Source organism: Burkholderia catarinensis (genome assembly GCF_001883705.2).
In the GTDB taxonomy this organism is placed as follows: domain Bacteria; phylum Pseudomonadota; class Gammaproteobacteria; order Burkholderiales; family Burkholderiaceae; genus Burkholderia; species Burkholderia catarinensis.
In genome coordinates this window covers 98,022-117,040 of record NZ_MDEQ02000022.1, presented here as the reverse complement: position 1 = coordinate 117,040, position 19,019 = coordinate 98,022, and the positions used below count along the sequence as shown (strand labels likewise).

The 19,019-nt window shown below is 63.1% G+C and carries 19 protein-coding genes, 1 pseudogene and 1 riboswitch; of the genes and pseudogenes, 17 read left to right on the top strand and 3 right to left on the bottom strand.

Annotated elements, in window-relative coordinates; genetic code table 11:
* Window positions 1–166: pseudogene (locus BFF94_RS28785) on the bottom strand (ISL3 family transposase); the annotation flags it as partial.
* A gap of 137 nt (window positions 167–303) precedes the next feature.
* Between BFF94_RS28785 and BFF94_RS28780 the strand changes: the two are divergent.
* The 16 genes from BFF94_RS28780 (at window position 304) to BFF94_RS28705 (ending at window position 15,159) form a co-directional block, all read left to right on the top strand.
* Complete coding sequence (locus BFF94_RS28780) at window positions 304–603, top strand: winged helix-turn-helix transcriptional regulator (RefSeq protein WP_281426300.1); 300 nt, start codon at window positions 304–306, stop codon at window positions 601–603.
* A 616-nt stretch (window positions 604–1,219) separates the two neighbouring features.
* Window positions 1,220–2,473, top strand: a complete 1,254-nt coding sequence (locus BFF94_RS28775) for an MFS transporter (protein WP_128848961.1) — start codon at window positions 1,220–1,222, stop codon at window positions 2,471–2,473.
* Window positions 2,474–2,619: 146 nt separating this feature from the next.
* Complete coding sequence (locus BFF94_RS28770; RefSeq protein ID WP_128848964.1) at window positions 2,620–3,549, top strand: LysR family transcriptional regulator; 930 nt, start codon at window positions 2,620–2,622, stop codon at window positions 3,547–3,549.
* A gap of 115 nt (window positions 3,550–3,664) precedes the next feature.
* Window positions 3,665–4,159: a cupin domain-containing protein gene (locus BFF94_RS28765; RefSeq protein ID WP_128848967.1), complete on the top strand. Its 495-nt coding sequence runs from the start codon at window positions 3,665–3,667 to the stop codon at window positions 4,157–4,159.
* Window positions 4,160–4,201: 42 nt separating this feature from the next.
* Window positions 4,202–5,221, top strand: coding sequence for a hydroxyquinol 1,2-dioxygenase (locus BFF94_RS28760; protein WP_128848970.1), 1,020 nt, complete (start codon window positions 4,202–4,204; stop codon window positions 5,219–5,221).
* Window positions 5,222–5,271: 50 nt separating this feature from the next.
* The gene (locus tag BFF94_RS28755) at window positions 5,272–6,738 is read left to right on the top strand and encodes an aldehyde dehydrogenase family protein (protein ID WP_128848972.1); all 1,467 of its coding nucleotides are present in this window, start codon (window positions 5,272–5,274) and stop codon (window positions 6,736–6,738) included.
* An 8-nt stretch (window positions 6,739–6,746) separates the two neighbouring features.
* Complete coding sequence (locus tag BFF94_RS28750; protein WP_128848975.1) at window positions 6,747–7,814, top strand: maleylacetate reductase; 1,068 nt, start codon at window positions 6,747–6,749, stop codon at window positions 7,812–7,814.
* 108 nt (window positions 7,815–7,922) lie between these two features.
* Complete coding sequence (locus BFF94_RS28745; RefSeq protein WP_128848977.1) at window positions 7,923–8,234, top strand: YciI family protein; 312 nt, start codon at window positions 7,923–7,925, stop codon at window positions 8,232–8,234.
* 3 nt (window positions 8,235–8,237) lie between these two features.
* Entirely contained in the window at window positions 8,238–8,573 is a 336-nt protein-coding gene (locus BFF94_RS28740; protein WP_128848980.1) for a Rieske (2Fe-2S) protein, read from the top strand.
* Between the two features lie 196 nt (window positions 8,574–8,769).
* Window positions 8,770–9,858 (top strand): porin, encoded by a 1,089-nt coding sequence (locus tag BFF94_RS28735; RefSeq protein WP_128848982.1) that lies wholly within the window; start codon window positions 8,770–8,772, stop codon window positions 9,856–9,858.
* Between the two features lie 196 nt (window positions 9,859–10,054).
* The gene (locus BFF94_RS28730; RefSeq protein WP_128848985.1) at window positions 10,055–10,870 is read left to right on the top strand and encodes a MipA/OmpV family protein; all 816 of its coding nucleotides are present in this window, start codon (window positions 10,055–10,057) and stop codon (window positions 10,868–10,870) included.
* A gap of 10 nt (window positions 10,871–10,880) precedes the next feature.
* The gene (locus BFF94_RS28725; protein ID WP_128848988.1) at window positions 10,881–11,555 is read left to right on the top strand and encodes a response regulator transcription factor; all 675 of its coding nucleotides are present in this window, start codon (window positions 10,881–10,883) and stop codon (window positions 11,553–11,555) included.
* 49 nt (window positions 11,556–11,604) lie between these two features.
* The gene (locus BFF94_RS28720) at window positions 11,605–12,957 is read left to right on the top strand and encodes a sensor histidine kinase (RefSeq protein WP_128848990.1); all 1,353 of its coding nucleotides are present in this window, start codon (window positions 11,605–11,607) and stop codon (window positions 12,955–12,957) included.
* A 153-nt stretch (window positions 12,958–13,110) separates the two neighbouring features.
* A riboswitch (SAM-I-IV-variant riboswitch) is annotated at window positions 13,111–13,214 on the top strand.
* Between the two features lie 42 nt (window positions 13,215–13,256).
* On the top strand, window positions 13,257–13,613 hold the full coding sequence (locus tag BFF94_RS28715) for a hypothetical protein (RefSeq protein ID WP_158062107.1): 357 nt from the start codon (window positions 13,257–13,259) through the stop codon (window positions 13,611–13,613).
* A 271-nt stretch (window positions 13,614–13,884) separates the two neighbouring features.
* Window positions 13,885–14,394, top strand: a complete 510-nt coding sequence (locus BFF94_RS28710) for a hypothetical protein (protein ID WP_128848993.1) — start codon at window positions 13,885–13,887, stop codon at window positions 14,392–14,394.
* Between the two features lie 270 nt (window positions 14,395–14,664).
* Window positions 14,665–15,159 (top strand): Mov34/MPN/PAD-1 family protein, encoded by a 495-nt coding sequence (locus BFF94_RS28705; RefSeq protein WP_124613845.1) that lies wholly within the window; start codon window positions 14,665–14,667, stop codon window positions 15,157–15,159.
* Window positions 15,160–15,628: 469 nt separating this feature from the next.
* Here the strand turns inward: BFF94_RS28705 and glmS are convergent, their stop codons facing one another.
* Window positions 15,629–17,458, bottom strand: a complete 1,830-nt coding sequence (gene glmS / locus BFF94_RS28700) for a glutamine--fructose-6-phosphate transaminase (isomerizing) (RefSeq protein ID WP_128848998.1) — start codon at window positions 17,456–17,458, stop codon at window positions 15,629–15,631.
* A 156-nt stretch (window positions 17,459–17,614) separates the two neighbouring features.
* On the opposite strand from glmS, the gene BFF94_RS28695 reads away from it, so the two are divergent.
* Window positions 17,615–18,106, top strand: coding sequence for an Lrp/AsnC family transcriptional regulator (locus BFF94_RS28695; protein WP_043178594.1), 492 nt, complete (start codon window positions 17,615–17,617; stop codon window positions 18,104–18,106).
* Between the two features lie 31 nt (window positions 18,107–18,137).
* On the opposite strand, the gene panB is transcribed toward BFF94_RS28695, so the two are convergent.
* Complete coding sequence (panB, locus tag BFF94_RS28690; RefSeq protein ID WP_128849001.1) at window positions 18,138–18,995, bottom strand: 3-methyl-2-oxobutanoate hydroxymethyltransferase; 858 nt, start codon at window positions 18,993–18,995, stop codon at window positions 18,138–18,140.
* Window positions 18,996–19,019: the final 24 nt, after the last annotated feature.

The following is a 19,019-nucleotide window of genomic DNA, read 5'->3' as shown; positions in this document are numbered from 1 at the left end:
CGTGGATCTGCTGGCAGCGCGCCCCGCATTGTTCGCAGTACATCACCTTGCTGACCGGCTTCAGATACAGCGACAGCGTGTGGCTTTCTCCTTCCGGCCATTCCACCCGCTCTAACCGATAGCCGGTCCAGCAACCCAGCGCTTGAAGTGCCTTGCGATCGAGCAATTCTTCCTCCTGACCTCCTAAAGTCAGGCGTCAGATTACGCAATCGCCCTCAAACCCTCCACGGTTTCCTGCGAAGAACCAAATTTTTATACTATCGGCTCATGGAAAAGCCGAACACACACGGGTACCGATGCACGGTGGAAGCGACAGTCGATGTCATCGGCGGAAAGTGGAAGCCTTTGATCATTTACTATCTGCTCAGTGGTACGAAGCGATTTGGGGAGCTTCGTACCCTCATCGGCGGTGTCACACAGCGGTCGCTGACGCTGCAGCTTCGAGAGCTTGAAGCGCACGGCATCCTTTCCCGGAAGGTGTTCGCGGAAGTTCCGCCTCGCGTTGAATATTCGCTGACGGAACTGGGCCACACCCTTGCACCGATGCTGAACGCAATGAAAGACTGGGGCGACAGCTATCTTGGCCGGCGCGAGTCACGGTAAAGGCATTGCGGTGAAGCAGGCCGGGTCGTTGTTCCCGGCTGTTTCGATGCGAGCGGGAAGCGCTATCCGGGGCACGTGCCGATTCTCGCTTCGGTGAAGCGCGAATCTGCTCCTGGCGCCGCGGCTCGGCTACGCGTCGCAGGCCGCGTTCAGTCGCGCGTTCAGGCGCGTGACGGGCATGCTCCCCGGGGCCGGCAGGTCGCTCGGGATACGCAGGAACCGCCGGTTCTATCGCGTCAGTCGAAGCCGATGCATTGTCCTTTCTCACGGGGTTGTACGCGGATGCCTCGATGTCCATGAGGGATTCCCCCGTGACGCACACATGAGCGTCACTTCGACGCCGCCCCCATTCGCCCGGCGCTTCCCCGCAGCCACTTCCCGCCCGCGACACCCGATTATTTGCGTTTCGCGAATGGCGCGTTCGCCGGTTGTTCCATACCCGATTGGCGGCCTTGCCCCTATCGTGGTGGCGTCGGTTGACCGTATTCGACATCTCGAACCGGAACGGCGTCCGGCACTTCCTCGCGATTCGCATCGCACACAAAAACCATCGGACCTGACATAGGCGCAGGCGCTTCGGCGCGCGCAGGCGAACCAGCGTCCACGGAGACGGAAAATGAAAGCAAACGAGTGGGATACCTCCTATGAGTGGAAGGCGGTGACGCTGCTGGCGCTCGGCTTCGGGCTGGTGGGCCTCGACCGCTGGCTCATCGCGCCGCTGTTCCCTTCGATCATGAAGGACCTCAACCTGACCGCGCAGGACGTCGGCAACTGCATCGGCGTGCTCGGGCTGTCGTGGGGCATCTTCGCCGCGCTGATGGGCGGCATCTCGGACAAGGTCGGCCGCAGGAAGGTGCTGATTCCGGCCATCATCGCGTTCTCGCTGCTGTCGGGTTTTTCGGGGCTCGCGGGCGGCCTGCTCGGCCTGATGGCGATTCGCGGGCTGATGGGCGTCGCGGAGGGCTCGTTCTGTCCGACGAGCTTTGCCGCGACGGCCGATGCCTCTCATCCGCGGCGGCGCGGCCTGAACCTCGGCCTGCAGCAAAGCGGCTTCGCGCTTTTCGGGCTGGCGCTGTCGCCGATCATCGCCACGCAGCTGCTCGGCTTCGTGTCGTGGCGCTGGGTCTTCGCGCTCGTGGCCGTTCCCGGCCTGATCCTCGGCGCGATCATGTTCTTCGTCATCCGCGAGCCGAAGGTCACGAAGGAGGTCGCGTCGGAACATGCGCCGGCGTCGCTCGGCCATGTGCTCAAGAGCCGCAACATCCTCGTGGCGATGGCCGCGCTGTGCTGCGCGATGACCGGTGTATTCGTGCTCGGCGCGCTGCTGCCGCTGTATCTGACCGATTACCTGTCGCTCGGCACGCAGAAGATGGGCCTCGTCGTGTCGGCGATCGGCTTCGGCGGCTTTCTCGGCCAGTTCGGGCTGCCCGGCCTGTCCGACCTGGTCGGCCGGCGCCTCGCGAGTATCGCGGGCTTCACGGGAACGGCCGTGATGCTCTATATCTTCCGCGGCCTCGGCCCGCAGCCGCTCGCGCTGTTCGGGGTCCTGTTCGTCGCGTCGTTCTTCACGCTCGGCCTGGTGTCGCTGCTGTCCGGCCCGGTGGCGACCGAGGCCGCGCCCGTCGGTCTCGTGTCGACGTCCATCGGCATGGTGGTCGGCGTCGGCGAGATCTTCGGCGGCGGCATCGCGCCGGCGATGGGCGGCTACGTTGCCGCACACTTTGGTATCCAGAACATTCTGTGGCTGCCGATGTGCGCGGTCATGCTGGGCATCGTGGTCAGCCTGCTGTTGAAGGAAACCGCGCCTGCCGTGCTGCAGCGTCGGGTGGGCGTGCAGCCGGAACTGGCAACCGGAAAGCAGTCGCGGTAAGGCCCGCGCGGGCACGGCGGCAAACGCCGGTGCCGGCGCATGCCGAGATTGACATCGAATCGGCGACACAGTGACGCCTTTCGCATGACACAGCCCGTTGCCCGCACGGGTAGACTGCCGGTTTCGCTGTCGAAAAAGGGTGCGGTATGGACCGGTTCCTGAGCATCGAGGCATTCGTGAGGGTGGCGGAGGCGAGCAGCTTTGCCGAGGCGGCGCGGCAGCTTGGCGTGACCAGTTCTGTCGTGACGAACCGCATCCAGCAGCTCGAGAAGTTCGTCAACGCACCGTTGTTCCATCGCAGTACGCGCCACGTGCGCTTGTCCGAAGTGGGCGAGGCGTTCTATCGCGAGTGTGCGGAGGTAGTGGGGCGCGTCAACGAGTTGACGGACCAGATGCGCGAGCTGCGCGCGACGCCCACCGGGCGGCTGCGCATCCAGATGCTGCCCGGCTTCGCTCTCGATCACTTCGGCGCGCCGCTGGTCGAATTCAACCGGCGCTACCCGGGCATCCAGCTCGACGTCATCGTCAATGACCGTGTCGTGGATCCTGTCGAAGAAGGGTTCGACATCGCGTTCCAGATCTTTCCGCCGATTTCCGAGTCGCTGATCGAGCGGCGGCTGTTCACGGTCAGGCGCCTCTTCTGCGCGTCGCCCGCCTACCTCGAAGCACATGGTGCACCACAACATCCGCGCGATTTGCTGCAGCACACGACCGCGCTGTATTCGGGCTATCCGTCGCGCAACCGCTGGACGATGACGCGCGACGACGAGGTCGTCGAAATGGAGCTGCCGGGCATGATCCGCTCGAACTCCGTGCACCTGCTGCGCGAGTACGCGCTGACAGGCGGCGGTATCGTCTGCCTGCCCACCCTGGTGGCGAGCGACGCGCTTGTCGCGGGCCGGCTCGTGCCGATCCTGACCGACTACCAGCTCGCGCCGCTGAGCTTTGCCGCCGTTTATCCCGCAACGCAGCGACAGGCGTTGAAGGTGAAGGCGCTGGTCGAATTCCTCGCGGAATATATCGGCGACGAATCCCCGTGGGATCTTCCGCTGCTGGAGCGTGGCTGGGTGCGTTGAACCGCGCGGATTATTCGCGAAACGCAAATGCCGTAATCGCCGTCCGTTGCCTTGTTACCGCTGTCCGTTGCCCCTAGAGTTGAATCCAACAAATAGTTCAACTCAGGAGACAGCAATGACCAGCACGGCATTCCATACCGTCTTCGGCTCGCTCGACGATTACCGGAAGGGCGAGATCGAAATCACCAGCGGCAGCGCCCAGCACTACGCCTTCTCGAATGTCTTCGAGGTGGCCTCGAAGTCGGCCCCTTACGAAAAGGTCGTCGCCGGCAAGAATCTCGAATACGTGATCGAAGTATTGAGGACCGACGGCCAGTCGCCGTGGTTCGCATGCGCGCATGACGAGTTCGTGATCCAGATGGATAACGAAGTCCGGATCGAATTCATCAAGCTCGATAACCCGCCGAAATCGGGTCGCGGCACGGTGAGCGCCGGCACGCAGCCGGCCGGCCGCAACATGGGGTACGTCGTGCTGCGCAAGGGCCATCAGGCGCTGCTGCCGGCCGGCTGCGCATACCGCTTCACCGCAAGCAAGCCGGGCGTCGCGCTCGTGCAGACCGTGCTCGGCGAGCTGTCGGTCGAGAAGTGGGCCGAGATCTGCCTGCACTGACCGTTCCGACCGCCCTCATTCGACTATCCCAGGAGACACGTTATGGCCACCCTCGAAACCCTCGACGCATCCGCGGGCTTTGCCGCCGATCTGGTGCGATCCACCGAAGCCGATGCCGTCACCGGCTACCGCCGCTTCCAGCTCGGCGAATTCGCGTTCCAGCGCGACGAATATTTCGTGACGATCAGCTGGCCCGCGAAAGGCCGCACGCGCACGCATGCGATGCCGGCCGACGCGTTCCTGCGCGCGATGATGCGCGACGTGGCATGGGGCTTCTTCTACGGCTGGGTGAATTTCGATCACGTGTTCGGCACGCGCAATCACTACGGCAAGGTGGACATGTATGCGGGCACGTTCAACGGCATCCTGAAGGACGCCGGGGTCGACTACACCGAGACCTTCGAAACGCCCACCATCATGGCGACCTTCAAGGCGATGCTGCACGACTGGACCAACGAAGGATTCGACCCGTTCGCGGCGCCCGAGGAAACGGGCACGGCATTCGGGCGCAAGCACGGCGACAACGGCGCGGCCATCGAGCGCACGCGTATCGCGACGCGCCGCATGCCGGGCCTCGAAGGCGACTCGCCGCTGCGTGACGAACTGCCGGTCAACCGTGCGTTCCTCGACGTCGCGCAGGACGAGCCGGAAGTGCATGTCGAGCCGGGCTTCGAAGGCGAGCTGCACGCGTTCAACCTGTTCAAGTACCTGTCGCGCTCGGACGTGACGTGGAATCCGTCGGTCACGTCGGTGTGCGGGCGCAGCCTGTTCTGCCCGACCACCGAGGAATTCATCCTGCCGGTTTTCCACGGCAACGATCGCGTCGAATGGTTCCTGCAACTGTCCGACGAAATCGTGTGGGAAATCGGCGACAAGAATACCGGCGCGCCCAGGGCGCGCGTCACGATGCGCGCGGGCGACATCTGCGCGATGCCCGCCGACATCCGGCACCAGGGCTACTCGACGAAGCGCTCGATGCTGCTGGTGTGGGAAAACGCGACGCCGGACCTGCCGCAACGCTACGAGAGCGGCGAGCTGGCGCCGTACCCGATCGCGTTCTAAGCCGCGCTCCGGTTCCCGCTTCAGCTTCTGCCATACACCGAGGACGATTCATGCAAACCCAACTCTTCATCGACGGGCGCTTCGTTGACGCCGTCGACCGCGGCACGATCGACGTGCTGAATCCTCACGACGGTTCCGTCATCGCGAAGATCGCGGCGGCCACCGCGGCGGACGTGGATCTCGCCGTCGACGCGGCCACCCGCGCGTTCCCGAAATGGTCGGCCATGCCGGCCGCCGAACGCGGCCGGCTGCTGCTGCGCCTGGCCGACGCGATCGAAGCCAACGCGGAGGAGCTGGCGCAGCTCGAGTCGCTGGACACCGGCCACCCGATTCGTGATTCGCGTTCGCTCGACGTGCCGCGCACGGCCGCCTGCTTCCGCTACTTCGGCGGCATGGCCGACAAGCTGCAAGGCTCGGTGATTCCCGTCGAAACCGGCTTCCTGAACTACGTGCAGCGTGCGCCGATCGGCGTCGTCGGCCAGATCGTGCCGTGGAATTTTCCGCTGATGTTCACGAGCTGGAAGATGGGCCCGGCGCTGGCCGCCGGCAACACCGTGGTGCTCAAGCCGTCGGAAATCACGCCGCTGTCGACGTTGCGCATCGTCGAGCTGATGGCCGAGGTCGGGTTCCCCGCGGGCGTCGTCAATATCGTCCCCGGCTACGGCCATACGGCCGGCCAGCGGCTCGCCGAACATCCGGGCGTCGGCAAGATCGCGTTCACGGGTTCGACGGCGACCGGCCGCCGGATCGTAGAAGCGTCGCAGGGCAACCTGAAGCGCGTTCAGCTCGAACTGGGCGGCAAGGGCGCCAACATCGTTTTCGACGATGCCGACCTCGACGCGGCCATCAACGGCGCAGCATGGGCGATCTTTCACAACCAGGGGCAGGCGTGTATCGCGGGCTCGCGTCTCGTGCTGCACGAACGCATCGCGGACGCGTTCCTCGAGCGATTCGTTGCGCTCGCATCGTCGATCCGCATCGGCAACCCGCTCGACGCCAACACCGAGATGGGGCCGCTGACGTCGAAGCAGCACCTCGAGCGCGTGCTGTCGTTCGTCGACGTCGCGCGCGAGCAGGGCGGCCGCGTGCTCACCGGCGGCAGCGCGCCGCAGGATCCGGCGCTTGCCGATGGCTACTACGTGCGCCCGACGGTCATCGAGGCCAGGAGCGCGGCCGACCGCGTCGCGCAGGAGGAAGTGTTCGGCCCATTCGTCACCGTGCTGCGCTTCGGCAGCGACGAAGAAGCGCTGGCCATTGCCAACGCGACGGAATACGGGCTGGGCAGCGGCCTCTGGACCCGGGATCTCTCACGCGCGCACAAGATGGCGTCGCAAATCAATGCGGGCATGTGCTGGATCAACTGCTACAAGCGCGTCAACCCGGGCAGCCCGTTCGGCGGCGTAGGCAAGTCGGGCTACGGCCGCGAGATGGGCTTCGAGGCCATGCACGACTACACGGAAGCGCGGTCGGTGTGGGTCAACGTCGACGGCAACGTGCCGCCGCACTTCAAGCGCTGAGGCTTTGCATGGATCGCTTCGTCTATCAAGGCACGCCTTCCCGCGTGGTGTTCGAATGGGGCGCGCTCGCGAGGCTGCCGGACGAGCTGTCGACACTCGGCGCCCGCCGGGCGCTGATCCTGACCACACCCGAGCAGCGGCCGCTCGCCGACCGCGTGAAGGAGATACTGGGCGAGCGTGCCGCCGGCGTGTGCGCGCAGGCTGTCATGCACGTTCCGGTCGAAGTCGCGCGCGCCGCTCGCGAGATGGCCGGCGAACTGGGCGCGGACTGTTGCATCGCGATCGGCGGCGGCTCGACGATCGGATTGGGCAAGGCCATTGCGCTCGAATCGTCGCTGCCGATCCTGGCCGTGCCGACGACGTACGCCGGCTCGGAGATGACGCCGATCTACGGGCTCACCGAAGGCCGCCTGAAGCGCACCGGGCGCGACTCACGCGTGCTGCCTCGTACCGTGCTCTACGACCCGTCGTTGACGTTGTCGCTGCCGCCGGGCATTTCGGCGGCGTCGGGCATCAATGCGATGGCGCACGCCGTCGAGGCGCTCTATGCGGAAGACGCAAACCCGGTGATCAGCCTGATGGCCGAAGAATCGATTCGCGCGCTCGGCGAAGCGTTGCCCGTCGTGGTGCGTGATCCGGAGGACCGGGCGATGCGCAGCCGCGCTCTGTATGGCGCATGGCTCGCGGGAACCTGCCTGGGCGCGGTCGGCATGGCGTTGCACCACAAGCTTTGTCACACGCTCGGCGGTACCTTCAACCTGCCGCATGCGCAGACGCATGCAGCCATGTTGCCGCATACCGCGCACTACAACCACGCCGCGGCGCCCGATGCGCTGCGCCGCGTTGCGCGTGCGCTGGGCGGGAACGAAGCGGCCGAAGCCGGCCCGCTGCTGTTCAGGTTGAACGCGCAGCTCGGCATCGCGCCGGCGCTCGCCGACATCGGGATGCCGCAGGCGGGCCTCGACGAAGCGGCCGATATCGCATGTCGGAACCCGTATGCGAATCCGCGGCCGATCGAGCGCGACGCGATTCGCGCGTTGCTTCAGCGCGCATGGGAAGGACGCGCACCGCATTGAACGGCTGGACGCGCAAAGGGAGACGGACGCGATGAATGACCAGATCGGCCTGAACGGCCCGTACCGCGAAGCGACGTACGACTTCGTCCTCGACCGGAGCTGATCGACATGGCGCGATTTTTCGCGGTGTTTGCGACGGACCAGCCGGGCATGCGCGACGTGCGCGACCGCGTGCGGCCGATTCATCGCACCTATCTGCGCTCGGCTTCCGATCACGGCGTATTTGTGCGGCTCGGCGGCCCGACGCTGGATCCGCAGGGCGATGCGATGAACGGAACGCTGCTCGTCGTGGAGGCGGACGACATCCAGGCGGTGATGCAATTCGTCGGGAACGACCCGTATGTGAAGGAGGGGCTGTTCTCGCACGTGGAGGTACGTCCGTGGGACTGGAGCCTCGGAAACCCCGAGCAGAGAGTGTGAGCGATGGAAGCAAGACAACTCTGCCGCGTGTCCGATGTGCCCGACGGCGGCGCGCGGGTCGTCGATGAAGCCTGCATCGGACGTTCCGTAATCGTGGTGCGGCGGGGCGAGCAGGTGTGGGCGTACGTGAATCGTTGCCCGCACTTTTCGGTTCCGCTCGATTTCGTACCGGGCACCGTTTCCTGCTACCGGTCGCAGGTATTGATGTGTGCCCATCACAGCGCGCTGTTCCGGTTCGATGACGGTGTGTGTATCGACGGGCCCTGCTCGGGTGCGGCGCTGGAGGCCGTGGCGGTCGAGGTGGATTCCACGGCGTGGGTCATCTTTCGAGGCGCTTGATTCGCGGGTTCTGAACCGTGCGGATCGATGTCGGTTCGCGTGACGATTTTTTGTATTAATAAATCAGTAAAACTAATCATATTTCCGGTGTTGACGTGACTGCCTGAATCAAGGCGATTTTCTACGAAGCAATGAGCGAGCATCCGCCACGTAGCGGGTAGCGGGCTCGCATTTTCATAAAAAAGACGGAGACAACATGAAACTCAGGTTTGGCGTATTCGCGGTTCTTGCCGTCGCGCAGGGCGCATGGGCGCAGAGCAGTGTGACGATGTTCGGTCTGATCGATTCCGGCATCACGTATGTCAGCAACGAGGGCGGCGGAAAGAACGTCAAGTTCGACGACGGCATATTCGCGCCCAACCTCTTCGGCTTGCGCGGCACGGAAGACCTCGGTGGCGGGTATCGCGCCACGTTCGCGCTCGTGAACCAGTTCTCGATGGCGAACGGCGCGATCATCGGGACCGGGATTTTCGGACGCAACGCATACGTGGGCCTCGAAAGCGACCGGTTCGGCAGCGTCACGCTGGGCAATCAGTACGACTTCATGGTGGATTCCCTCTTTTCGAAGGGCAATGCGATTTCACGGGACATTTCCGGGCTGTACGGCTTTCGGAACGGCCCATTCCAGCGGCTCGCGCTCCCGGACAACCCGACCGGCGCGTTCGACTGGGACCGCACGGCAGGCAGCAAGCCGATCGCGAATTCCGTCAAATACAGTTCGCCGACGGTCGCGGGCTTTTCTGGGGGCGTGATGTATGCGTTTGGTGGCGTGGCCGGTTCGGTCGGCGCGGATAATGCCGTCAGCGCTGGGGTGAACTACGAGCTGGGGCCGTTCGGCGTGGGCGCGGCCTATACGAACGAGAAGTACGGCCCGGCGCCGGGCGTGCCGTCGACCAGCGTGCGCAACTGGGGCGTCGGGATGCACTACGACTTCGGTGTCGTTGCGGCGAAGGCGCTGATGACCACCGTGCGCAATTCGTTCAACGATGCCGGCGTGTGGATGGCTGAAGCCGGAGGTCTGTGGCGGATCAGGCCGGATGTCGTGCTAGGCGCGAAGTACATGTACATGAAGGGCAATGAAGCGCTGAACAACAACCATGCTCATCAGGTCAGCATGGCGCTTCAGTATCTGTTGTCGAAGCGGACGATGGTTTATGTTTCGGCGGATTATCAGCGCGCGAACAGCGGTGCGAATGCGCAGGTCAATGGCGTGCTGGACCCGAACGGGGCTTCGAGTTCTGCGAGTCAGGCGGTGGCGCGGGTGGGGTTGCATACGGTGTTCTGACGGAGTCGTGGCGCTGCGTGGCGCCACATTCCTGACGCGCGCAGGGCGGTGCATGCCCACCCTGCGCCGATATTTCCCACGACCGACATTCCCCGCCAGGCACGCAGCGCAGCGATATTTTTCCCGGTAAGTGAGCGGTAAGTCGACTGGTCCTACAGTAGCCCCCGTTTCGATCGTCGACTCCAGGAAAATGATTGTGAAAAATGCTTCCCGCCGCGAACGCCCGTTATTGCTGCTTGCCGCTTCATTCGCACTTTCTTCCGCTTCCGCGTGGGCGGACGAGGGCACGATCCCACCCGATGCCGATAATTCGGGGCTGACCATACTCAACCATGCAACGAACGTGACGCATTGGGGATTGGGGGCAGGAGTCGGCATCGAACCGTCGGCCTACAAGGGAGATGGCAGCCGCGTGTTGCCGCTCCCGCTGATCTACTTCGACAATAAATGGGTACAGGCCTTCGGCACCACGGTCGATCTGAAAATCGGCAACTGGAGCGGTGTCAGCGTCGCGCTTCGTGGCCAGTTCTCGGTCTTCGACGGATACAAGGGCTCGGACGCACCGATCCTGAACGGCATGGAAAATCGCAAGGGCGCGTTATGGTACGGGCCTGCGCTTTCATGGGACACCGGGTTCGGCACGTTGTCGGGCACCTTCCTGCTCGGAGGAAACAAGGGCGAGCGTGCGAAAATCGGCTTCGAGAAGGCGTTTGCTTTCGGACAATTCTCGATCACGCCGCATGTCGGCGTGGAATGGCTGGGCAACAAATACGTCGACTACTATTACGGTGTGCGACCATCCGAGGCGCGTGCGGGACGCGCCGCATACAGCGCGGGTTCCGCAGTGAACGTGTCGGCCGGCAGCCGCATCGACTACCGGCCGACGGAGCATCAGACGATTTTTCTGGACGTGGGCGTGTCGCGCCTCGGTGACGGCATCACCGACAGTCCGCTCGTCGGGCGGCGGTTCGTTCCCGAGGCCCGGATCGGCTATATGTATCGATTCAAGTGAGAGAGCGAGGATGCCGCGAGTTGCGATTGTCGAGGATCATGAGCGCCTCGCCGACATGTTGTGCCAGGCTTTGGCCGCAGCGGGAATCGAATCCGATCTGTTCGGCAATGTCCGTGAAGCCGCCTACGGTGTCGACCGGGCCGACTACGCGCTGCTGATCATCGATCGCGGATTGCCTGACGGGGATGGCCTGGCGTTCTTGCGGACGCTGCGCGCGGCGGGGCGCATGATGCCTTGCCTGATGCTGACGGCACGTGACGCGTTGCATGATCGCATCGACGGACTCGAAAGCGGTGCAGACGACTATGTGACAAAGCCGTTCGAAATGAGCGAACTCGTTGCCCGCGTGCGTACGCTGATGCGGCGTCCGGCGCTGCTGACGACGCTCGTCGCATCGTTCGCGGATGTGACCGTGGACCCGCCACAGCGCGCGATGCGCTGTGGCGACCGGACGATCCTGCTTGCACCGGCCGAGTTGCAGGTCATGCTTTGCCTGATCGAAGCCGCGGGCCGGACCGTCCGGCATTCGATACTCGAGCATGCCGCGTGGGGGCTCGGGGAGGCGGTCACGCCGAACGCGCTCGAGGTGACCGTGCACCGCTTGCGCAAGAAGCTGGCTGCTATCGGTGCAACGATGCGGCTGACCAATATTCGCGGCGCCGGCTTCGCCCTGCGGGACGCATGACGATGATTCGCCGCGCCGCGCAAGCTGCCCTCACCGGGTAAAAGGCATCATGTTCCGTCATTGGATCCTGCGTCTGTCGACGCGTCTGTGGGTGACCAACGTCGTTGCGTTCGCAATCAGTCTGGCGCTGCTGTCTGCGCTTGCCGTGTATGTCATCGATCGATATCCGGAGTTTCTGGGGCGGCGGCAGCAGATGGAGATCATCAGCCATGTCGTGGACGGATTGAGCTTCGACGACGCCGGGCGTCCGGTATCCGTGCAATTGAGCGGGCGTCCCGCGCTGATGTTCCGGATCTTGTCGGTCGAGGTGAAGTATCGCGTGCTCGATGCGACGGGGCGGCCGTTGCTGGTGTCGGTGCCGTCGAACGGGGATCGGCCGTGGCTGACGGAAGATCTCGCGAAGGCGGCCGGCACGGTGCTGCCCGCCACGATCGACGGCAACGAGTACGCCGTCGCCACACAGCGCGTGTCGAAAGGCAGCGTCGTTTATTACGTGCAGGTTGCACAAAGCAAGCAGCTGGTCGATGCGCTTGTCATGTCGAAGATCGACCCGATACCGAAGACCGTCGGATATGTGCTGCTTTTCGCGACCGTCATTTTCGGGCTGACGCTTCCGCTGACGATCAGCCACGTGCTGAAGCCGTTGCGAGAGGTATCGAATGCCGCGAGGGATATCGAGCCCCGCAACCTGACGACGCGACTTTCTTCGAAGGGAATCCCCAGCGAGATCAAGCCGCTGATCGACGCTTTCAACGATGCGCTGGCCCGACTCGAGAACGGTTTCGTGGTTCAGCAACAGTTTTTGGCCGCTGCTGCGCATGAGTTGCAAACACCGCTCACGCTGGTCAGAGGTCAAATCGAGCTGCAGCCGGAAATCAGGCACAAGGCGCTTCTGCTTCGCGAGATCGATTTGATGGCCCGGCAGGTCAAGCAACTGCTGCACCTGGCTGAAGTCAGCGAAGCGCAGAATTTCAGTTTCGGCGACGTGAGCAGCGTCGAAGTCGCACGAGACGTCGTTGGCTTGCTGGCCGACAAAGCCGATGCGAAGCAGGTGAAACTCCATATCGAAGCGCGCGACTCCCTGCCATCGGTACGGGCGGACGGCGGGGCGCTTTTCATCCTTCTCAAGAACATTCTCGAGAATGCGATCAACGCATCGCCAACGGCCGGCGTGGTGGTGCTGACCGTCGTCGAGACCGCGATTCATATCGAGGATGAAGGGCCGGGCATTCGGCGGGAGCACATCCCGCTGCTCTTCGATCGCTACTGGCGGGCGCCGGATTCGCGGTACGACGGTGCGGGTCTCGGACTATCGATCTGCAAGGAGATTGCCGTGGCGCACCAATGGAGGCTCACGGTCGATGTGCTGGCAACGGGGACGCGGTTCGGTGTGTGGTTTTAGTGCGCACGGCCATCGTGTGGGGCCGGATTCCCCTCGGTACAAGGGCCGGATCGGAGGAGTCATCCGGTCGAAGTGCGGTTTTCCCCAGGGTTCCTTGCCCGATGTCGAGTTTTCGGTATAATGAACCAACGTTCGGAATGTCGAACGTGAGAAATCAAGCATCCAGAGTCGGACTATCCGACGCCAACCTGCCCTCCCGGGCAAGGTGGACGCCTTTGAGGCGATGCGGCCGATTGACGGCAACGAAACGGGAGCAGCATGGCTGGCACCGGTTCGGTAATCACTCATCCGGAGCTACCATGCGCCAAGATTCCGCTGCTTCCCTCCCGACAGTCTGTGAAGACTGGTCGCACTTCCTTCCCGGTTTCACGTTGACGCATACGGTTCATCTCGTTTCGAGATTGAACCCGGGTATCGTCTCGACCGCGGCGGCCGTACTCGAAGGTGAAACGGCGACGGTCGACCGTTGGGCCATCGCCCGCCATGGTGACGTTCTCGAGCAAAAGATCGTTCTCGGCGAAATGACGGAAGGGCAAGCGGTTCGGCTGCGCGAACAGCTTGCCGCGCTCGATGGTGTGCTCCGCACGAGGGTGGAGCATCATTTCGTTCGGGCTGGGTCGGCAGTGTCCAGAAATGCACCGGATAGCGGCTGTTAGGCGATGCATTTTGCGTCGTCGCTGCATCTGCTGATAATCACTAACAATGAAAGAGCGCAGTCGGGTAACACTTATATGCGATCGTAGATCGTGTCTATACACTCCTCCTGCTTTGAGCAAAAGATCTTGCCAGAGATGCCGTTAAAATGGTTTTATGGATGGGAGGGGCATTATGGGTAAGCGGTCGAGAGTCGGACATCACTTGGTGGATGCTTGGCGGGAGGTCATTGAATCGGAATACCGTCATGGCCATATAAACTCCGAGCGTAGCTTGCAAGGTCACCTGTTCGCAGAACTGCGTCAGCGGATGCGTGCAGATGGCGAGCCAAGTCGGAAAATATTCATCGAGCCATTGGTCAGACTCGGTTCCGAGAATCGCGTAGTGCGTCCCGATATTGTCGTCTGCAATTCGGAGGAAGTGATCTGCGTCGTGGAACTGAAATACACGCCTAGGGGTACGGCGCAGACAGCGAAAGACATGCGCAGCATCGGCGCGATTGCTGCGGACAAGCAAATCGAGATTGCCGTCGAGCGCTATCGCGGACCCGCTATCCGGCTCAAGCCATATCGCATCTCAGAAACAACGTTGTTTACATGGGCAGGCGTTCACTCGGGGACGGGCGAAAAGTCTGATGTCTGGACGGCCGACGACAGGTTCGCCAAGCACTACTATCTCGAACTTCACGCGCTCACCAGGAAAGACGAATCGCCGAAGCTTGTCTGCAACACCGACGCTTTGCGCAAACCGCAGGATTTCGAAGCCTATCAGGACTGGCAATAACAGAGTCGGTATTGTGGCCGGGCTCTTTGCACAACGCCAAGCACTCGTCCCGGTCCTGACGAATCCGCCTCGAACGAAATTCCGGGGGTGTAGCTCGTTTACTCCCTATGCGGTTTCTGCTCCCATGTCCGCTGCGGCATTAGCTGCCGATATGGTCAGTGATTGGCTGAAGGGTGCAGTCAGCCCAAGATTTCGTACCCGTTATCTGGAAACGGCTGATGCCCAACGCATCAAGAACCAGGATATCGCCCCGACGAACGGATGTCCCGCATGCCAGCAGCTCTGATTCTTCGACACCCGTTCCACGAAGACGCGCGAATTCTGATTGAACCGTTCGTACTGTCGACGTTGATGGGCTTTCGGCAAACGGACCCTACAGCGCCAGAGTCCGGTGGCATCTTGCTGGGCTATCGACGGGGCTTGCATCTTCACGTGTCGATGGTGACGACTCCACAACCAGGTGACACCCAACACCGTTACGGTTTTCGACGACAGGCACATGGGCATCAGAAAATAGCCCTTGACCTCTGGAAAGCCGAGCGCGAGACAATGGACTACCTCGGTGAGTGGCATACCCATCCGGAAGCTGTCCCTACACCGTCGTCAATCGACACCGGGGAATGGCGAAAGATTTGCGCGAAAAAAAGCGAGTCCATGATGTTTCTGATTCTTGGTACTCGCAACGTGCTGTGGGTCGGAGCGGGCCGACGTGGCGAACTGCGTGGGGAAACTGCCGACGTGCCTAGCGAAAGTAGAACAGAATAGCGGACGAATGTTCACCGCAATGGTGAAGCCGCAGGATGTCACCTCAAGGTGGAACATTGACGGCCGGAGAGCGTTCGGGTCATGTGATGGCATGCGCTCTGGTCCGTCGCTGCCTAAGCGTCTAAACGGCATCATCTATCGCGCGCCCATGCTTCAAATCTTCCTCCATGGGCGCAGCTGCTGAAGACATATGCTCGGTCGGCGTCGCTCGCCGCACGGCTCGCGTGGAGTCCTCTTGGCTCGACCGCGGCTTCCTTGGGCTGATGCGTCGTGAAGGCGAAATCCGGGATGCCGTGCGCAAACGAAGGGCGCTAGAAAATGCTCCATCGCCCCGTGAGGCATTAGTTTTGGTTACCGCTTGCCAGGTGCGGCTCAGCGGCCGGAAAGAGCTGCGTAACCAAAACTGAATCGAGGCTTTGTAACCGAAATTAATGCACCAGGGCACAGGAACGACGTTGCCCCACACGCCTCACTCCACCGTCACCGACTTCGCCAGATTCCGCGGCTTATCAATATCCGTCCCCCGCGCCAGCGCCGCGTGATACGCGAGTAACTGCATCGGCACCGTATGCAAAATCGGCGACAACGGCCCGTAGTACTCGTTGAGCCGAATCACCTCAATGCCATCGCCAGACACCAACCCACAGTCCACATCCGCAAACACAAACAGCTTTCCATTCCGCGCACTGACCTCATGCATGTTCGACCTGAGCTTTTCGAGCAGCGTGTCATTCGGCGCGACCGCAATCACCGGCATCTCGTTGCTAACGAGCGCCAGCGGCCCATGCTTCAACTCACCCGCCGGATAAGCCTCCGCATGAATATACGAAATCTCCTTCATCTTCAGCGCGCCCTCAAGCGCGATCGGATAATGCATCCCGCGCCCGAGAAACAGCATGTTGTCGCGTCTTGCGAGCAGTTCCGACCACGCCATGATTTGCGGCTCCAGCGCGAGCACCTTCGACATTGCATCAGGCAGATGCCGAAGCGCCCGCAGATGCTCCTTCTCCTCATCATCACTCAACCGCCCGCGCACCTGCGCAAGTGACAAAGTCAGCAGGAACAACGCAACGAGCTGCGTCGTGAACGCCTTCGTCGAAGCCACCCCGATCTCGATCCCCGCACGCGTGACAAACTGCAGCGCGCATTCGCGCATCAACGCACTCGTCGCGACGTTGCAGATCGCGAGCGTCCGCATCATCCCGCTTTGCTTCGCGACATGCACCGCACCGAGCACGTCCGCCGTCTCGCCGCTTTGCGACACCGCGACGACGAGCGTGCGCGGATTCGGCACGCTGTCGCGATAGCGAAACTCGCTGGCGATTTCCACACTCGCCGGCAGCTTCGCGATGCTCTCGATCCAGTACTTCGCGGTCAGTGCCGCGTGATAACTGCCGCCGCATGCGAGCAACAGCACCGAATCGACGTCGTTGAAAACACGCCACGCACCGTCGCCGAATAGCTCGGGCATGATCGACGAAACGTCGAGCAGCGTATCGGCCACGGCCTGCGGCTGCTCGAAAATCTCCTTCTGCATGTAGTAGCGGTACGACCCGAGATCGGCCGCGCCGCTATGCGCGGCGACCCGCTGCACCGTGCGCTCGACGCGCTGGCCGGCCGCATCGACGATCCAGTAGCGATGCAGTTGAATATCGGCGACGTCGCCGTTCTCCAGGTAGGCGATGCGATCGGTGATGCCCGACAGCGCAATCGCGTCGGACGCGAGGAAATTCTCGCCTTCGCCGACGCCGACCACGAGCGGCATCCCGTCGCGCGCGCCGACGATCCGGTGCGGCTCGTCGCGGCACATCACCGCGATCGCATAGCTGCCGCGCAGTCGCGCGACCGCGCGCCGGACCGCGTCGAACAGGTCGCCGTCGTACAGGTGGTCGATCAGGTGCGCGATCGCCTCGCTGTCGGTCTGGCTCGCGAACACATAGCCGTGCGCCTGCAATTCCGCGCGCAGTTGATCGCAGTTCTCGATGATCCCGTTATGCGACAGCGCGATGCGCGCGTTGGCGTCGCTCGGCGAGAAGTGCGGATGCGCGTTGAGCGTGACGGGCGCGCCATGCGTGGCCCAGCGCGTATGCGCGATGCCGGTGTAACCCGACAGCGCATGTTCGGCGATCTCGCGCTGCAGGTTGGCCACACGATCGACGCTGCGGGCGCGCGCCAGCGCACGGTCGCGGTAGACCACGACGCCGCACGAATCGTAGCCGCGGTATTCGAGCCGCTTCAGGCCGTCGACCAGGTTCGGCAGGATGTCCCGCTGGGCGACCGCCCCGACAATTCCACACATATCGCGCTCCGTAAATGTCCTGTCTGGATCAGTGAGAGCGATGGTAGAGCCACCTAAATGGAATTAAATTTCAAAATATAAGAACAAATGAAACGAATGGTGGATCGTCTATCATGTTGAAATTAAATTTCACATCCTGACCGGAAGGAGCCGCGGATGGCCGGCATCACCCTCGACGATCTCGACCTGCGCATCCTCGCGATCCTGCAGGACGACGCATCGGTGTCGAACCTGCAACTGGCCGAGCGCGCGCTGTCGTCGCCGCCCACCTGCATGCGCCGCGTGCGCCGGCTGACGGAGGCCGGCGTGATCCGCCGGCAGGTCGCGGTGCTCGACCCGGCGGCGATCGGCACGGCGGTCACGGCGCTGATCGAGATCAGCCTCGACCGGCAGACGGCCGAAGACTACGACGCGTTCGAAGCGTATGTGTGCGCGGAGCCGGCCGTCACGCAGTGCTACCGCGTGTCGCCGGGCCCCGATTTCGTCGTGGTGGCCGATCTGGCCGACGTCGCCGAATACGACGAATTCGCGCGGCGGCTGTTCACCGGCGCATCGAACGTCCGCAACGTGCGGACGTTCTTCTCGACGCATCGCGCGAAATTCGAGGCCAACGCGCGGGTCGCGCATGCGATGCGCAAGCGCGCGTGATCGTGTCGTTCGCCATGCCTTCGCGATGTCGTCACACGGCGGTGGCGCTCGCGTCCGCCAGTTGCAGCGGCTTGCCGTACCCGAAGCAATGCGCGGGCTCCGGAAACACACGCTGCCGCACGTCGTGCGCGTACTGGCGGATCGCGTCGCGCATCACCGCATTCGCATCGGCGTAACGCTTCACGAAGCGCGGCGTGTACGCATCGAAGGCGCCGATCATGTCCTCGGTCACGAGCACTTGCCCGTCGCACGCGGGCGATGCGCCGATGCCGATCGTCGGGATCGTCAGCGTTTCGGTCAGATGGCGCGCGAGCGCTTCGGCGGTGCCTTCGATGACGACGCCGAACGCGCCGGCCCGCTCGGCCGCGCACGCGGCGTCGAACACCTGCGCGGCCGAGCGCGGGTCCATGCCTTGCGCGCGGAAGCCGCCCGTCGCATTGGCCTGCTGCGGCATCAGGCCGACGTGTGCCATCACGGGTATGCCGCGCTCGGTCAGGAAGCGGATCGTGCCGGCCATTTCGCTACCGCCTTCGAGCTTCACGGCCTGCGCGCCGGTTTCGGCGAGCAGGCGCGCGGCCGAGCGATAGGCCTGCGCGGGCGATTCCTGGTACGTCGAGAACGGCAGGTCGACAACGACGCAAGCCTGCGCGGCGCCGCGCACGACGGCCGCACCGTGTGCAATCATCATGTCGAGCGTGACGCGCAGCGTATCGGGCATCCCGTACAGCACCATGCCGACGGAGTCGCCGACGATGATCACGTCGGCCACGTCGTCGACCAGCTTCGCCATCGGCGCGGAATACGCGGTCAGCGACACGAGGCTGCCGATGCCCTTGGTCGAACGGATCGCGGTGACGGTCTTGCGGGTGGTGCGGGTATGAGCGCTCATGAACGGAAGCCGTGTGGAAGAAGA

Excerpts from the sequence above, each read along its gene's own strand:
- BFF94_RS28750 (WP_128848975.1), top strand. The coding sequence starts at position 6,747 with ATGGATCGCTTCGTCTATCAAGGCACGCCTTCCCGCGTGGTGTTCGAA.
- BFF94_RS28770 (WP_128848964.1), top strand. The coding sequence starts at position 2,620 with ATGGACCGGTTCCTGAGCATCGAGGCATTCGTGAGGGTGGCGGAGGCG.
- BFF94_RS28720 (WP_128848990.1), top strand. The coding sequence starts at position 11,605 with ATGTTCCGTCATTGGATCCTGCGTCTGTCGACGCGTCTGTGGGTGACC.
- glmS (WP_128848998.1), bottom strand. The coding sequence starts at position 17,458 with ATGTGTGGAATTGTCGGGGCGGTCGCCCAGCGGGACATCCTGCCGAAC.
- BFF94_RS28755 (WP_128848972.1), top strand. The coding sequence starts at position 5,272 with ATGCAAACCCAACTCTTCATCGACGGGCGCTTCGTTGACGCCGTCGAC.
- BFF94_RS28715 (WP_158062107.1), top strand. The coding sequence starts at position 13,257 with ATGCGCCAAGATTCCGCTGCTTCCCTCCCGACAGTCTGTGAAGACTGG.
- BFF94_RS28745 (WP_128848977.1), top strand. The coding sequence starts at position 7,923 with ATGGCGCGATTTTTCGCGGTGTTTGCGACGGACCAGCCGGGCATGCGC.
- BFF94_RS28705 (WP_124613845.1), top strand. The coding sequence starts at position 14,665 with ATGCCAGCAGCTCTGATTCTTCGACACCCGTTCCACGAAGACGCGCGA.
- BFF94_RS28695 (WP_043178594.1), top strand. The coding sequence starts at position 17,615 with ATGGCCGGCATCACCCTCGACGATCTCGACCTGCGCATCCTCGCGATC.
- BFF94_RS28760 (WP_128848970.1), top strand. The coding sequence starts at position 4,202 with ATGGCCACCCTCGAAACCCTCGACGCATCCGCGGGCTTTGCCGCCGAT.
- BFF94_RS28740 (WP_128848980.1), top strand. The coding sequence starts at position 8,238 with ATGGAAGCAAGACAACTCTGCCGCGTGTCCGATGTGCCCGACGGCGGC.
- panB (WP_128849001.1), bottom strand. The coding sequence starts at position 18,995 with ATGAGCGCTCATACCCGCACCACCCGCAAGACCGTCACCGCGATCCGT.
- BFF94_RS28765 (WP_128848967.1), top strand. The coding sequence starts at position 3,665 with ATGACCAGCACGGCATTCCATACCGTCTTCGGCTCGCTCGACGATTAC.
- BFF94_RS28725 (WP_128848988.1), top strand. The coding sequence starts at position 10,881 with ATGCCGCGAGTTGCGATTGTCGAGGATCATGAGCGCCTCGCCGACATG.
- BFF94_RS28735 (WP_128848982.1), top strand. The coding sequence starts at position 8,770 with ATGAAACTCAGGTTTGGCGTATTCGCGGTTCTTGCCGTCGCGCAGGGC.
- BFF94_RS28775 (WP_128848961.1), top strand. The coding sequence starts at position 1,220 with ATGAAAGCAAACGAGTGGGATACCTCCTATGAGTGGAAGGCGGTGACG.